This is a genomic window from Paraburkholderia sp. SIMBA_053 (assembly GCF_046534895.1).
GTDB lineage: Bacteria > Pseudomonadota > Gammaproteobacteria > Burkholderiales > Burkholderiaceae > Paraburkholderia > Paraburkholderia caledonica.
The window spans coordinates 166,951-181,085 of the sequence record NZ_JAWRXU010000001.1 but is presented as its reverse complement, the minus strand read 5'-3'; the positions used below and the strand labels follow the sequence as shown (position 1 = coordinate 181,085).

Below are 14,135 nucleotides of genomic sequence, written 5' to 3'. Positions count from 1 at the left end.
GGCCATGGGCGACGGTTTGGGCACGCGCCGTACATGCGCGAAAAGATCATAGGGGGTTCCCGTCGTTACCCGCAAACGGCATCAACAAGGAGGCAGGCATGGTCAAGACAGCGTTGTTCGTCCGGCTCGAAGCAAAGCCGGGCAAGGAACAGGAAGTCGAAAGCTTCTTGATGGGCGGACTGCCGCTCGTCGAGCAGGAACCCGCGACCATCGCGTGGTTCGGGCTGAAAATCGCGCCGTCGGTGTACGGCATCTTCGATGCGTTCCCCGACGACGCCGGCCGCCGCGCGCACCTCTCGGGCAAAGTAGCCGAGGCGCTGATGGCGAAGGCGCCGGATCTCTTTGCCAAACCGCCGGAAATCATGAACATCGATGTACTTGCGGCGAAGCTGCCGTCGTAGCCGCGTCGGGTTCGGGTGCTGACTTCCTCGTGTCGCAACGCATGAACACCCTGCCCGTCGAAAAACTGCATAAAGCCTGCGCGGCTTCGTGCGCGTACGATGCGCGCCGGAACACAACCTCAAGAACGTGAATGTCGATATCCCGCGGGGCGCGCTCGTCTGATTTGCCGGTACAACGAAAAGAACGAAAAGATCGGCCGCGTCGACGACCTGATTGTCGCGCCCGATGGCTCTCGGCCGCGATTATCGACGTCGGCGGCTTTCTGGGGATGGCGACTGGCGTCGCATGGACACGGCACAGTGACGACATTACTTCGGTCTACGACATCGCAGCGCGGTCGCGTCTTCCATTCGATGCTTGCTGGTGCCACGGTGGCAACGCCGGCAAACCAGTCCGACTTTCTAACGGAAGTGATCGGCAACGTCGAGATGCCCGTCACTCAGCAGGTGTCGCGCTATCTGGCCGCTCACCGGAGCTTTAACACCAATCAACTGGTGCTCGTCTGGGCCGGCGCGAACGATGTGCTTCGCGCCGGGGCGCTGCCGGCCGCTGCGCAGACCGTGGAGACGGCGGCGACTACTTTGGCTGAGGTTGTAGCGCAGATTGCACAGAACGGCGCCACGCATATCGTGGTGGTCAATGTTCCAAACATCGGTCTGTCGCCCAAAGGGCTTGCCTCGGCCGACGGTGGGGCCAACCTTGCCCAGTTGTCGCAACTCTTCAACGGTAGCCTGAACGCGGCCTTGCAAAGCAATGGCCTGCAAGGCAAGGTCATCCAGATCGATTCTTACAGCTGGATGAACCAGATCGTCGCGAACTTCAAGGCCAATGGCTTCGCCGTGTCGAACACCAGCGTCGCCTGCGACCCTACGAAAACGCCCCATGCCACGGCATTGCTGTGCTCGCCGCCAACCTATGTGACCGCCAACGCGGACCAGATATACATGTTCGCCGACGACCTTCATCCGACGACGCATCTGCACACGCTGTTCGCCCAGTACGTGGAGCAGCAGATCGCCAGCCGCGGTCTGGGTCACTGAGCCGGGAGCATGATGACTCACCGACAGCATCGTCGAGTTCTCCCGCATTCTGTCCGATCGCGTCTGGGCTATCGCGTCGCGCAGCGAATGATCGCGTGGAAACGGTGTCCGGCGAGGCAAGCGCGCGCTACCGACGCTTCGCCGCAGCTGACATAATCCGCTCACCGGTGCCGAATGAACTGATGGCGTCGGCGATTTTCGCTGCCGACGTCGCCGGCGGCAACAATGTACGGAGAACAAATGTCGAAACGCGTGTGGTTTGCGGTATTGCTACTGACGCTTGGCGTCATCAGGCATTGTGCAGCCGCGCAACCCATGATCGAACTTACGATAGGCGGCAGTACTCGGTCGTTTAGCGGTGCGGCATTGCTGGCGCGCCCCGATGCCGCGGAGATTCATGTTCCGCGAGATGTCGCCTACGGTACGTCGACGACCTACCGCGCAGTGCCGCTGGCCGACCTGCTCGACAGTACCAGGTTACCTGCGGACAGCGTGCTCGAGGCACGTGCAACCGACGGCTTCGCCGCACAATTACCGATGGATCTTGTGAGTAACCGCGATCCAGCGACAGCCGTCGCATGGCTCGCGGTCGAGGACCCGGTGAAGCCATGGCCGAACCTGCCGGGCAAAGCGGTCAGTGCGGGACCGTTCTACCTGGTCTGGGTCGGCAGGGAAGCGGCGTCCGTGCGCAGCGAGCAGTGGCCTTATCAGATCGCGAAACTCGCTACCCAACCGTCCCCATCCACGCGTTGGCCGGTGCTCGCCGTCGATTCAGCGCTACCGGCAACCGATCCGGTTCGCGCGGGCCAAGGTCTGTTCATCACTCAGTGTCTCGCCTGTCATCGGCTCAATCACGCGGGGAGCGCGGACACTGGCCCCGACCTCAACGTGCCGATGAATCCAGTCGAGTACTTCCAGCCCGCCGCACTGCGCCGCTATATTCGCAATCCTGCATCGGTCCGAGACTGGCCCGGCCGCACGATGCCCGCTTTCCCGCGGGACCAGCTGAGCGATCGCGAGATCGATCTGATCGTCGCTTACCTTGCGTATATGGCGCAGCGGAAGGTTGGCGAGTAAGGCATACGAGTTTAGGTTTGGGCGCGGTGCGGAGTAGTACTTCACCTGCATGGACATGATGTTGCCGGGCATTTCGCTGCATCACGAGGATTGTTGCGAGGGTCGAGTCGAAAGAGCTCGCGCATCATTAGAAGATCTTTCCGGGATTTAGGATCGAGCGCGGATCCAGCGCCGTCTTAATGAGCCGCATTGCAGTAATCTCCACGTCGCTGCGCGTATGGCCGAGGTAAGCCTTCTTCTTGACGCCGATGCCGTGCTCGGCGGACACCGAGCCGTGAAATTCGCGCGTTACGTCGTAGATCACACGGTCGATCTCTTCGTGCAATCGCCCTTCTGAACCGGGGATATCGACAACAATATGGAGGTTGCCGTCGCCAAGGTGCCCATAGATCATGACTAGCGCATCAGGCCACCGTTCCTGCAGACGTTGCTCGCAATGCGCGGCCACCTGGCCGACGTCACTGATTGAGAAGCTCACGTCATACGCGCAGTGGTGCGGAATAAACTTCGGATACTCGCCGGGCGCATCGCGAATCGTCCAGAAAGCCTGCGCATCCGCTTCGGACTGCGCAAGCGCCGCATCGCTGACCACGCCCGCTTCGAGCATGTCGCCGAGAAACGCCTCGAATGCGTCGGCATGCCGCTCGGGATCGCTGCCCACACTTTCGAGCAGCACGTAGTAAGGATAGTGTTTGTCCAGCGGCGCGCGTAACGGGAGATTCGCCAGCACCGCGTCGTAATAGCCCGCCCACATCACCTCGAAAGCGGACACGCCAGCGGACAGTTGCGCCTGAGAGCAGGCCAGCAGTTTCGTTACTGCGTCGTAGTCGGGCAATGCGCACCATGCGGTGGCGACGGCTGTCGGCCGTGGACGCAGGCGCAGCACTGCCCGCGTGATCACCGCGAGCGTGCCCTCGCTGCCGATCAGTAGATGCCGCAGATCGTAGCCGCTATTGTTCTTGATCATCTTGTGCATGCCGCTCGTCACTTCGCCGTTGGCGAGCACGGCTTCGATACCGAGCACCTGGTCGCGCATCATGCCGTACTTGATCACACGATTGCCGCCCGCATTGGTCGCGAGGTTGCCGCCGATGGTGCAGCTGCCACGCGCGCCGAGGTCGAGCGGAAAATAGAAGCCCGCATCGAGCGCCGCCTCCTGAACGACCTGCAGAGGCACGCCCGCCTCGACCGTCATCGTCGCCGAGGTGCGATCCACTTCGACAATCCGGTTCATCCGCTCGAGGCTCAGCGCCACCTCGCCGCCGAGCGCGTTCGCTCCGCCGACAAGACCGGTCAGGCCGCCCTGCGTCACGACGGGCTGAGAGAACGCATGGCACACGCGCAACGCCCTGGCGACGTCTTCCGTACTGCGCGGCCGGATCAGGGCAGTCGGCACCGCGCCGGGCAACCCACTCCAGTCATGTAGTTTCCGGCTGCCGAACTCGGCCGGCAACTGCACGAGATCCGCGCCGAGCTCGGCGAGCAGCGCATCGATTACTGTCGATTTCGACATGTCAGCTTTCCATTCCAGATGTATGTTTCCGATAGCATGCGCTCACGAGCGTTCACCAGACGGAGTAGCCCGCCGTCTATCACCAGGTCCGAGCCCGTCATGAGCGCGCTCGCTTGATCTGTATCGCCGCGCCGGTGGCGGGATTGCGTCCAGTCCTGGCGGCACGTTGACCCGTTGAAAACGAGCCGAATCCGTTCATTGCGCAGTACCGTCCTTCGTCACTGTCGTCGTGACGATGCCGATCAGCGCATCCAGTGTTCCGGCAGTCTGTGCCTCCGTGGAGCCCGTCTTCGCGGCGACCGCATCGATCAATTCCTGCATGTCCATTGTTTGCCTGCAAGGGCATGAAGTTAAGTTGACACCCTACCCGATCCGCGGGCGTGCGCGCAATTGGTGGACTCCGGAAGCCGCGCCGGTTGCGCTACGTTGATCCACATCCCCTTCATCGGGGTGACCGTTGCGTCAGTTGGTTCCGGGGGCTACGCAACGCCGCAATCACAGGACCGGAGCGTTAGCACGCGCATTCGTGACGGCTTTCTCCCCCTCCCTGACCATGCTTTCATAACAATACTTATTTTGATAGGCACGAGGAAACGGCGGTGCGCTCGTCTATTTTTGCGTCTCCTGAGTTCAACGATGAGCCCGTGTCCAAAACCAATTGACTGAAATCGGACGCGAAGCTGTCATTGCGCGTAGCGACCGGGCAAGACAGCTTCCGAAGCAAGAAGCGCCATTCGCTAATTTCGAGCGAGTGGACCGAACCAGTAGGACGCCGTAGCGGACGTGGCCGACTTCGCCGACCTTAACCGCCTGTCCTCAAATCAAAGCCGCCCGTCGGCTGACGCGAACCGCGGCACACGGAGAGCGCCGTCAAACAGGAACATTGGACGCGGTTTTCTTCCTGCGAGTGTCCGTACGCAGGCTGTCGTATTCCTCCTGACTGATCGGCGATGCATCTCGTTGCCCGAGCGCGTTGACGGGCAGCCGATAAGTTTCGCGCGCCGTCCATGCGCCTAGCGCGCCGATGCCGCAGACGGTCAGCGTGATCGTCCCCACGATTAACGGAATGTGCTGGGTGCCGGGCGGCACGGCGGCTGCGATGAACGCCGGCAGGATGGCGGTTATGGCCGTGCCGATGTTCTGGCCGATCGCCATGGCGGTAACCCGGATACGCGTCGGGAACAGTTCGGGCATGAAGCTCGGATAGACCGCGTTGAAGCATTGATACACCACGCCCCACATCACAATTGCGATGACGATCGCCAGCATGGCATTGTGCAGACTGATCGCATAGAGATACGCATAAGACAGCAAGCCTGAGGCAAGCGCACCGAATATGATGAGTGGCCGGCGTCCCCATCGATCTGACAGACTGCCTGCGAAGGGAATGAAGAACATCGCAGTCAGATTGGCGAGCAGCGGAATCCAGAGAAAGAAGCCTTTTGAAAGACCGATACCGTAAGCGGGCTGCACCGCATACGCCGCGCCAAAGATCGAAGTCACCGCCAGGATGATCGCAATCAATGCGATTGCCGCGATGCGGACGATATCCCGCCAGCCATCGCGTAACGCTTCCTTGACGGGCGACGCGGGAATCTGCCGATGTTGCGCTTCATCGACGAAAGCCGGCGTCTCAGACACTTTCCGCCGGATTACATAACCGGCCACCAGCACGAGCACGCTCAGTAGGAACGGTACGCGCCAACCCCACGCCAGGAACTGCTTCTCGGGCAGATAGTAAGCGAGCGGCATGAAGATGGCCGCAGCGAACACCTGGCCGGCGGTCACGCCCTGCATCGCATAACTTGCAAAATAGCCGCGACGGCCGAGCGGCGCATGCTCGAGCACGAGCGAACTCGAACCCGATATCTCCCCGGCGACCGCGAAGCCCTGGATGAGGCGCAAGATCACAAGCAGGATCGGCGCTGCGAAGCCCACTTGCGCAAATGTCGGCAGAAGACCGACGGCGAGCGTCGACAACCCCATCATGAACATGCAGGTGAGAAGCAGATTCTTGCGGCCATGCGTATCACCGCGACGGCCGAGCACAAATGCGCCGACTGGTCGTGCGAGATAGCCGACGCCATAGGTCGCAAGCGACGCAGCGATCGCAACGCGACCGTCCTGGGAAGGAAAGAAAAGTTGCGGAAAAACCAGTGCGGCGGCTTGCGCGTAGATGAAGTAGTCGTAGTACTCCAGCGCAGAGCCGATCCACGCGCTCGCGGTGGCGGTTCGTGCCTGATTGCTGCCCTGCAGATGCGTAGATGCCATTTCGTCTCCTGCGTGTGTCTTGTCGATGCTCGCGAACAGAACTCGCGTAGCGTTGCGCGCTCAATATGTCGCGCGGCCGCCTGACAGGTCGAAGGTAAAGCCCGTCGTGAAACTGCATTCGTCGCTTGCGATCCACGCCACCATCGCGGCGATTTCCGGAACGGTCAAAAACCGCCCCATCGGAATACGCGCTTTGCTGGCCTCGATGTGCTCCTCCGTCATCTCCCGGAAAAGATCAGTTTCGGTGATCGCAGGCGCGATGCCATTGACCGTGACGCCCGTCCCGGCCAGCTCGCGCGCGATCGATTTCGTCAGACCTATGACACCCGCCTTCGCTGCGGAATAAGCGCAAATGTTCGGATGCCCTTCCTTGCCTACGATCGACGCCACGTTGACGATGCGTCCCGCGCCGCGTGCGCGCATGTGCGGCACGGCGAGGCGGCAGGTGTGGAACACGCTATTCAGATCTACCGCGAGGACGCGGTTCCATGCGTCGACCGGATAGTCTTCGATCGGAACGACCGGTCCGTTAATGCCGGCGTTGTTTACGACTATGTCGACATGACCGAACGACTCGAGCGTGGCGGCGAACGCCGCCTCGACGGCACGCGCGTCTGCAAGATCGACATCCTGGACAAGCGCGGCGAACGAGCCGTCGCCTGATTCGAGCGATGAAACATCGTTATCCCAGCAGGCGATCCGGCAGCCTTCCTCTGCGAGACGCTGTGCGATGCCGCGCCCGATGCCGCGCGCGGCGCCCGTCACGATCGCCGTGCGTGCCTCGAATCTTCGTTGCTTTAGCGGTTGCATTTCCATGTTCGTCTGTTCCTCCATATAACCTGGTTCCCATACTAGAAACGAGATTTCGACTCGTCAACGGTGATGCCGCCGTTCATTCACATACGGGAACAAACCAGGGAATGTCCCGGTTCGCGACAAAAACCGCTTGACCACGCAGCGTCATGAGTACCACCATAGAAACTAATTTCTATACATGAACATGGAGGACCGATAGATGGAACAGGCGATGATTGAACGATTGACGATTCGTGAGACGATCGAAAACTGGGCGGTATGGCGAGATGCGGGTGACTGGGAGCGTTTCGCGACGCTCTGGCATCCGGACGGCCGCATGATGGCGACGTGGTTTCAGGGAAGCGGCCGCGAGTTTATTGAAGTGACGAAGGCCGGTTGGGCGAACGGCGTGAGCATTCTGCATTTTCTGGGCGGCACGTCGATCGAAGTGAACGGCTCGCGTGCCGTCGCTCAGACCAAGATGACCATTTCGCAGCGTGGAGAAGTCGAAGGCACGTTATGCGACGTCGTGTGTACCGGCCGCTTCTACGACTTCTTCGAGAAGGTCGACGACCGATGGCTGCTGCTGCTTCGTCAGCCCATCTACGAGAAAGATCGTCTGGATCCGGTCAGGCCGGACGCCCGTCCCATTCTCGATGCGGCGCTGCTGGCCGAGTTTCCCGCTGGCTACCGGCATCTCGCGTATATGCAGACCCGAATCGGCTACGAGGTCAAACGCGATATGCCGACGCTGACGGGCACGGAAGTCGAAGCGCTCTATGCGCGCGGCCGCCATTATCTGCAAAGCGGAGCACTGTGATGGAGGACGTCCTACCGGTGCGCTTCGATTACCACGCGCTGCCTTCGCGCGTGCTGTTCGGCGCGGGCAGGCGTCGGGAAACGCCTGAAGTGGCGCGGCAACTGGGCTGCGCACGTCCGTTGATCGCCTCCACGCCGGAGCAGAAGGATTTGGCTGGCGCCATCGCGTCGTTGTTCTCCGCTTCGTCGGCTCATATCTTTCCCGAGGCCGCGATGCACACGCCATGGGATGTGACATCGCGTGCACTTGCGGTCGTGCAGGAGAGCGGCATCGACTCCTTGATAGCCGTGGGCGGCGGCTCGGCGATAGGCCTCGCGAAAGCGCTTGCACTGCGCACCGGCCTGCCGCAAATCGTCCTGCCCACCACCTACGCCGGCTCTGAAGTCACACCGATCATCGGCGAGACGCAGGACGGCCAGAAACGTACACGTCGTACGCTCGACGTGCTGCCGGAAGTCGTGATCTACGATGTCGACCTCACCCTGACGCTGCCCGCGCGCTTGTCGGCCACCAGCGGTCTCAACGCGATAGCGCACGCGGTGGAAGCGCTCTATTCCGTCGACGCCAATCCGGTCACGTCGATCCAGGCTGGACAGGGTATCGCGGCCCTCGCCGCCGCGTTGCCCGAGATTCTCGCCAATCCCGCGAGTCGCGATGCGCGCAGCCGCGCACAATACGGCGCGTGGTTGTGCGGGACCTGCCTCGGCTCTGTCGGCATGGCACTGCATCACAAGGTCTGTCATGTGCTCGGTGGCACCTTTGATCTGCCGCATGCCGACACGCATGCGGTCATGCTTGCACACGTCGTTGCTTATCAGGCTGGCGCGGTACCGCATGCAATGCGTCGCATTGCACGCGCGCTTGACGCCGATAATGCATGGACTGGACTGCACGCGCTCGCGGCCACGCTGCATGTTCCCCAGTCTCTTGCTGAAATCGGCATGCGGCACGAAGACCTCGGTCGTGCGGCCGAACTGGTGCTGCAGGAGACTTATGCAAACCCGCGCACGCCGGACTATGAGTCGATCAGGGCGATGCTCGAAAGGGCATGGCGCGGCGCAGCACCACAACCCGATTCGCTGTGAGGAGTACGCCATGCGCAATTTCAACGAAGACAACATCACGGCAGCCGTCATCGAGCGTCTTGCGGGAAGCACGAGCAAACGTGTGCACCAGATCAGCGATGCGCTCGTTCGTCATCTGCATGCGTTCGTGAAGGAGATAGAACCCACCGAGGACGAATGGGCCGCTGCGATCCGCTTTCTCACGCAGACGGGGCAGATGTGCACCGACACCCGGCAGGAGTTCATTCTGCTATCCGACACCCTCGGTGTATCGATGCTGGTCGACGCGATCAATCATCGCTATCCGGGCGACGCGACGCAAACCACTGTGCTCGGTCCGTTCTATGTCGAGGAAGCCGCTGAGCTTCCGCTCGGCGCTTCGATCGCAGATGGCGAGCCGGGCGAGCCTCTGCTGGTGGAAGGCACCGTACGCGATCTGAACGGAAAGCCGATCGCGGGCGCCCTGGTCGAGACGTGGCACGCGGACAGCCATGGCTTCTATGACGTGCAAAAGGCGGCAGGCAAAACGGAGCTGCACATGCGCGCGCGCTTCCTGACCGATCCGGACGGGGCGTTCTGGTATCGCTCGATTGTGCCCGCGGCCTATCCGATTCCGAACGACGGCCCGGTTGGCCGCATGCTCGATGCACAGGGACGCCATCCTTACCGCCCGGCTCACGTGCACTTTCGCGTCAGTGCACCCGGCTTCGAGACGCTCGTTACGCACGTGTTCGTGAGCGGCGACGTCTACCTGGATTCGGACGTCGTGTTCGGCGTAAAGGACGCACTGATCGAGCCGCTGGTGCCGCTCGCACCGGGGCTGAGTCCGGCAGGACATCGCGTCGATGTTCCGGGTGCCCTGCTTGCCTATGATTTCGTGTTACCGCCGCAAAACTGATTTCTATGCGCCACGAGCCATCTTTTACGTTATGGACGCGTTCCCATGCATGAACTGTCGTTGCATCATCTGACTATCCTTGATGCGCATCCGCTGCAACTCGTCGATGCAGCCGCCGCTGCGGGATTTGAATATTGCGGCTTGCGGCTGGTCGCGCCTACCGCTGCGGATACGATCGTGGACGTCGCGAACAATCCCGCTCTAATCCGCGAGCTACGCGCGCGCCTCGACGCAACCGGCGTCAGGCTGCTGGATATCGAAGCCATCTGGCTGAGTCCGCAGACGGATGTCGAGTCACTATTGCCTGCACTCGAAGCGGGTCATATGCTCCGCGCGCAGCACGTACTCTGCGTCGGAAACGACACCGAACGCGGTCGCCTGCGGGACAACTTCGGCCGTCTTTGTGAGGCGGCAGACGGTTTCGGCCTTTCGGTCGGACTCGAGGCCATCACGTACTGCGCGGTGGGCACGCCCGCCGAGGCACTAGAGGTCGTGCAAGCCAGCGGACAGGCAAACGCGCGGATACTCATTGACGCATTGCAATTCTTCCGCTCGGGCGCGACATGCGAGCGGATCGGCGCAATCGACCCGGCGCTGATCGAATACATCCAGATTTGTGATGCACCGGGCGCCGCACCGCAGTCTCTCGAAGCACGGAGACAGGAAGCGAGGACGTCCCGGCTGCTGCCTGGCGATGGCGAATTACCGCTGCGCGAGTTGCTGTCGAAACTGCGGTCCGATCTTCCACTCGCCGTCGAGGCGCCGACGCTCGCGCTGCGTGGCCTGCCTTTCGACGAGCGGGCGAGACGCATCCACGCGCATATGCGAACGTTCCTCGCTGGTCCAGTATCCTGGTGCTAGTATGTTTCCATACGTAAACTGGAGCCGGATATGCTGTTGGAAGACGAAACGAATGGAGTGGTGAAGTCGGCGGATCGCGTGCTTGACGTGATCGAGTTGCTCGCGAGATGGGGACGCGAGATGTCCCACACGGAAATCGCAGAAGCGCTGGACATACCGAAGAGTTCGCTGACCAAGCTGCTCAAGAATCTTACGGCTCGTGGCTTTGTCGAATTCGTCCCTGTGACCAAGGGTTATCGCCTCGGCGAAGCGCTGATCCGGCTTTCTCAACAGTCCACACATAGCCGCTCGCTCGTCAGTTGCGCGCAACCGGTGCTGGCAGAGATCACGCAGCAGACGCTGGAGTCGTGCGCGCTCAATCAACTCAAGGGCGATCAGGTGGAAGTCGTTGCGACGGTGACCAGCCCGCAACGGTTGGTATCGCATCTGCGACTCGGCGATCTTGCGCCGCTTTATGCAGTGTCGGGTGGAAAGGTGATTCTCGCGTTTCTTCCGGATCAGATGCGCAGCGAGTACATCAAGACCGTGAAAATGCAAGCCATCACACCAAACACGATCACGGCCAAGAAGGCGCTGCTCGCACAGATTGAAACGATCCGACAGACCGGAGCCGCCTATTCGATGGACGAATACACGCCGGGCATCGTCGGCGTGGGCGTGCCGGTGTTGTCGTCGTCGGGATTTCCGCTCGGATCGCTGAACGTCGCGATTCCGTCGGTGCGTTATTCGGAACGTGTCGGCGCACGAGCCGTCGCTGTTCTCCAGGCCGCCGCGGAACGCGTGCGGCGCGATTACATCGCCGCAAACGAACATACCAGCTAAGTCCGCCGACACATTTTCGGCGGCCGAAGTCCTCGTGGCCGCCACAGAATTGCTTGCGATTCTTTGAACTATTTATCAAGGATAACGAATTTAATGAACGCACGAATTGCAAAGCCGAACGGAGCCGTTCTGCTTCCTCGGGTGGGAGTCGGAGCTGGCAGCCTCGCGAACGCCGCGGGTGAGCAGGCGTTCTTCAATATGATTCATGCAGCGTGGGCGAGCGGTGTTCGATATTTCGATACCTCAGCGGCTTATCTTGGCGGTGAAAGCGAGCAACGCCTTGGTGCGGCGCTGGCAGCGTATCCGCGAGAAGAGCTTTATGTATCGACGAAGCTCGGCAGGTACTTGAGCCAGCCTGGCGCAAGCTCGCTGCCAGGCGGTAGCGACTTCTACCTGGATTACACATACGATACGACGCTCCGATCGGTCGAGCGCAGTCTGTCGCGACTTAAGGTCGATCGTCTTGATGCGGTTTTTATTCACGACCTCGATCCCGGCTTTGCCCAGGCGGCGTATCGCGAAGAACTCAAGACGGCCGTCGAAGGTGCGTTTCCCGCGTTACAGCGCCTCAAGGACGAAAAAGTGGTCGGCGCGATAGGTGTCGCCAGCATGGACTGGCAGGCCTGTCTGGACTTCGCCGAGATGGCCGACGTCGATGTCGTCATGCCCGCCGGAGAATACTCGTTGCTTCGCACGCGCAGCACCGCATTGTTGGAGCACTGCGTCGAGAAAGGCATTGCGTGGATCGCCGCGTCGCCATTCAACTCGGGCATTCTCGCGACCGGTTCGCGCCCAGACGCCTTCTACAACATGCGCCCCGCGACACGGCAAGTCCTATCGCAAACGGAAGGACTCGAATGCATTTGCCGGCGCCACGACGTGCCGCTGGCTACCGCTGCCCTGCTCTTTCCGCTGCGGCATCCGGCTGTAAGCACGATCGTTTTCGGCGCAAAGACTTCGGATGAATTCAACGAGTCATTCGCACGACTCTCTGGGAACCTTCCCGATCAGTTCTGGTATGAAATGGACGCATTCCTGACCAAGACGAAGGACTGGGAAAAGCACGATTAAGCAGGTGTTGGCGCAAGCAATCACAAAGGACTTCGCCAGAGAGACATTTGAAGGAGGCTGAAATGACCCGTGGTAGTCAATTAAACATCCAGGAGTGTCTGGACTCCCGGCCTTTCGGTTCGTTTCACTGGAGGATCCTGCTGCTGGGACCGCACCATAGGTGCCAACATGCCACTGAATGTATGTGTGATTCAGCGGCTGGTCTTATGCAATAGCGTCCATCAGCCGATACCACGCCACACCCGCCGTGATGTAAAAACGCTGCAGGCCATGAAACGGAATCGATCTGACGGGCGTCACTGCAAACGGGAACGCTGCAGCCGATCCGCTGCACATGCGCTCGGCCAGATGCTTGCCGACCGTCGTGGCCATCGCGATACCGCGTCCGTTGTAGCCAAGCGCAATGCTCAGCCCGGGCGCCGGCTCATGCACGTGCGGCAGAAAATCCGCGGTGATCGCTACACGCCCGGCCCATCGATATTCATAGCCGATCCCCTTCAGTTGCGGATACATCAGTTCGACCGCGCGTTCCAGATGCGCCCAGTCGCCGTTGGCGCTCGGCTCGGAGAACGGTCCCCGTCCGCCCATCAGCAAACGCCCCGCTGCATCGCGCCGGAAGTACAGCAGTAGACGCCGCGAGTCCGACGCGACTTCGCCGCCGCGCAGAATGTCATCGCCGATACCGGTCGGCAGCGGTCGCGTCGCAACGATAAAGCTGTTCGCCGCGATCACCGATTGCCGCAAACCCGGCCACAATGCGCCCGTATAACCGTTGGTGGCGACCAAGACCTGCTGCGCTTCGGCGCTGGCCCCACCCTGCGTCTCGACGCGCCAGCCGCGCTCATTACGCACCAGGCGGGACACAGCCGTTCGCCCGTGTACAGCGACGCCGAGTGATTGCGCGGCGCGCGCAAGGCCGCGCACATAGCTTAGCGGCTGAATACTTCCCGCGCGATGATCGATCCATCCGCCGATGTAGCTCTTCGTGCCGAGCCGCCGCGACACCTCCGCGCCATCGAGCAGACTGACCTTCGCGCCGCGCGTTTCCCATTGACGCGCGCGCCGCGTCACGGTTTCGAGCATCGCGCGCGACGGCGCCGGTTGAATCCAGCCGCTCCGCACCGCCGAGCATTCGATGCCGTACCTGTCGATCAAATCGAAAACGTTATCCGCGGCGCCGCCGACCACCTCGACGAGACGATTGCCCGCGGTTTCGCCAAAGCGCTGCACGAGTTCGTCAGGATCGTATTTGAGCCCGGGAATCACCTGCCCGCCGTTGCGGCCCGACGCGCCCCAACCCGGCTCGGCCGCGTCGAGCACGCACACTTTCACACCGCGCTCGGCCAGATGCAAAGCCGTCGACAAACCAGTAAAACCCGCGCCGACAATCGCCACATCGAACGACGCCGATTCGCGCAGCGGCGGCGTGTCCGGCGCAGGCTGCGCCGTCGCGGCCCACAACGAGTCGGGCAGCGCGGCTCCTTCTTTCACTTCGATCATG

13 protein-coding genes and 1 pseudogene are annotated in these 14,135 nt (G+C 61.4%); 9 read left to right on the top strand and 5 right to left on the bottom strand.

Annotation, left to right across the window (positions count from 1 at the left end; genetic code table 11):
* Positions 1-98 precede the first annotated feature (98 nt).
* From SB753_RS00840 to SB753_RS00830, 3 genes are all read left to right on the top strand, one after another.
* A complete protein-coding gene (locus tag SB753_RS00840) occupies positions 99-401 on the top strand; it encodes a putative quinol monooxygenase (RefSeq protein ID WP_020067623.1) in 303 nt (100 codons plus the stop codon).
* 354 nt (positions 402-755) lie between these two features.
* On the top strand, positions 756-1,442 hold the full coding sequence (locus SB753_RS00835; RefSeq protein ID WP_410798521.1) for an SGNH/GDSL hydrolase family protein: 687 nt from the start codon (positions 756-758) through the stop codon (positions 1,440-1,442).
* Between the two features lie 240 nt (positions 1,443-1,682).
* Entirely contained in the window at positions 1,683-2,519 is an 837-nt protein-coding gene (locus tag SB753_RS00830) for a c-type cytochrome (RefSeq protein WP_410798519.1), read from the top strand.
* A gap of 127 nt (positions 2,520-2,646) precedes the next feature.
* Here SB753_RS00830 and SB753_RS00825 read toward each other — a convergent pair whose 3' ends face one another.
* The 4 genes and pseudogenes from SB753_RS00825 to SB753_RS00810 all read right to left on the bottom strand — a co-directional run bounded on the left by SB753_RS00825 (position 2,647) and on the right by SB753_RS00810 (position 7,119).
* Positions 2,647-4,032, bottom strand: a complete 1,386-nt coding sequence (locus SB753_RS00825; RefSeq protein WP_410798517.1) for an FAD-binding oxidoreductase — start codon at positions 4,030-4,032, stop codon at positions 2,647-2,649.
* A 97-nt stretch (positions 4,033-4,129) separates the two neighbouring features.
* Positions 4,130-4,359, bottom strand: a pseudogene (locus SB753_RS00820) (HU family DNA-binding protein).
* Positions 4,360-4,902: 543 nt separating this feature from the next.
* Positions 4,903-6,303, bottom strand: coding sequence for an MFS transporter (locus SB753_RS00815; protein WP_410798515.1), 1,401 nt, complete (start codon positions 6,301-6,303; stop codon positions 4,903-4,905).
* A 60-nt stretch (positions 6,304-6,363) separates the two neighbouring features.
* Positions 6,364-7,119: an SDR family NAD(P)-dependent oxidoreductase gene (locus SB753_RS00810; protein WP_256971868.1), complete on the bottom strand. Its 756-nt coding sequence runs from the start codon at positions 7,117-7,119 to the stop codon at positions 6,364-6,366.
* 211 nt (positions 7,120-7,330) lie between these two features.
* Between SB753_RS00810 and SB753_RS00805 the strand changes: the two genes are divergently transcribed.
* From SB753_RS00805 to SB753_RS00780, 6 genes are all read left to right on the top strand, one after another.
* Positions 7,331-7,918: a nuclear transport factor 2 family protein gene (locus SB753_RS00805; RefSeq protein WP_410798514.1), complete on the top strand. Its 588-nt coding sequence runs from the start codon at positions 7,331-7,333 to the stop codon at positions 7,916-7,918.
* Positions 7,918-9,003, top strand: coding sequence for a maleylacetate reductase (locus tag SB753_RS00800; protein WP_410798512.1), 1,086 nt, complete (start codon positions 7,918-7,920; stop codon positions 9,001-9,003). The genes SB753_RS00805 and SB753_RS00800 overlap by 1 nt, the downstream gene beginning before the upstream one ends.
* A 10-nt stretch (positions 9,004-9,013) precedes the next feature.
* Complete coding sequence (locus tag SB753_RS00795; RefSeq protein WP_310066975.1) at positions 9,014-9,880, top strand: intradiol ring-cleavage dioxygenase; 867 nt, start codon at positions 9,014-9,016, stop codon at positions 9,878-9,880.
* 45 nt (positions 9,881-9,925) lie between these two features.
* Positions 9,926-10,741 carry a sugar phosphate isomerase/epimerase family protein gene (locus tag SB753_RS00790; protein WP_410798510.1) on the top strand — a complete coding sequence of 272 codons (816 nt, stop codon included), beginning with the start codon at positions 9,926-9,928 and terminating at the stop codon, positions 10,739-10,741.
* Positions 10,742-10,771: 30 nt separating this feature from the next.
* Positions 10,772-11,563 (top strand): IclR family transcriptional regulator, encoded by a 792-nt coding sequence (locus SB753_RS00785; RefSeq protein WP_088176307.1) that lies wholly within the window; start codon positions 10,772-10,774, stop codon positions 11,561-11,563.
* Between the two features lie 93 nt (positions 11,564-11,656).
* Entirely contained in the window at positions 11,657-12,634 is a 978-nt protein-coding gene (locus SB753_RS00780; protein WP_410798508.1) for an aldo/keto reductase, read from the top strand.
* Positions 12,635-12,838: 204 nt separating this feature from the next.
* Here SB753_RS00780 and SB753_RS00775 read toward each other — a convergent pair whose 3' ends face one another.
* A complete protein-coding gene (locus tag SB753_RS00775) occupies positions 12,839-14,134 on the bottom strand; it encodes an NAD(P)/FAD-dependent oxidoreductase (protein WP_410798506.1) in 1,296 nt (431 codons plus the stop codon).
* Position 14,135 lies beyond the last annotated feature (1 nt).

Excerpts from the sequence above, each read along its gene's own strand:
- SB753_RS00785 (WP_088176307.1), top strand. The coding sequence starts at position 10,772 with ATGCTGTTGGAAGACGAAACGAATGGAGTGGTGAAGTCGGCGGATCGC.
- SB753_RS00790 (WP_410798510.1), top strand. The coding sequence starts at position 9,926 with ATGCATGAACTGTCGTTGCATCATCTGACTATCCTTGATGCGCATCCG.
- SB753_RS00825 (WP_410798517.1), bottom strand. The coding sequence starts at position 4,032 with ATGTCGAAATCGACAGTAATCGATGCGCTGCTCGCCGAGCTCGGCGCG.
- SB753_RS00775 (WP_410798506.1), bottom strand. The coding sequence starts at position 14,134 with ATGATCGAAGTGAAAGAAGGAGCCGCGCTGCCCGACTCGTTGTGGGCC.
- SB753_RS00810 (WP_256971868.1), bottom strand. The coding sequence starts at position 7,119 with ATGGAAATGCAACCGCTAAAGCAACGAAGATTCGAGGCACGCACGGCG.
- SB753_RS00800 (WP_410798512.1), top strand. The coding sequence starts at position 7,918 with ATGGAGGACGTCCTACCGGTGCGCTTCGATTACCACGCGCTGCCTTCG.
- SB753_RS00780 (WP_410798508.1), top strand. The coding sequence starts at position 11,657 with ATGAACGCACGAATTGCAAAGCCGAACGGAGCCGTTCTGCTTCCTCGG.
- SB753_RS00805 (WP_410798514.1), top strand. The coding sequence starts at position 7,331 with ATGATTGAACGATTGACGATTCGTGAGACGATCGAAAACTGGGCGGTA.
- SB753_RS00815 (WP_410798515.1), bottom strand. The coding sequence starts at position 6,303 with ATGGCATCTACGCATCTGCAGGGCAGCAATCAGGCACGAACCGCCACC.
- SB753_RS00830 (WP_410798519.1), top strand. The coding sequence starts at position 1,683 with ATGTCGAAACGCGTGTGGTTTGCGGTATTGCTACTGACGCTTGGCGTC.
- SB753_RS00795 (WP_310066975.1), top strand. The coding sequence starts at position 9,014 with ATGCGCAATTTCAACGAAGACAACATCACGGCAGCCGTCATCGAGCGT.
- SB753_RS00835 (WP_410798521.1), top strand. The coding sequence starts at position 756 with ATGCTTGCTGGTGCCACGGTGGCAACGCCGGCAAACCAGTCCGACTTT.
- SB753_RS00840 (WP_020067623.1), top strand. The coding sequence starts at position 99 with ATGGTCAAGACAGCGTTGTTCGTCCGGCTCGAAGCAAAGCCGGGCAAG.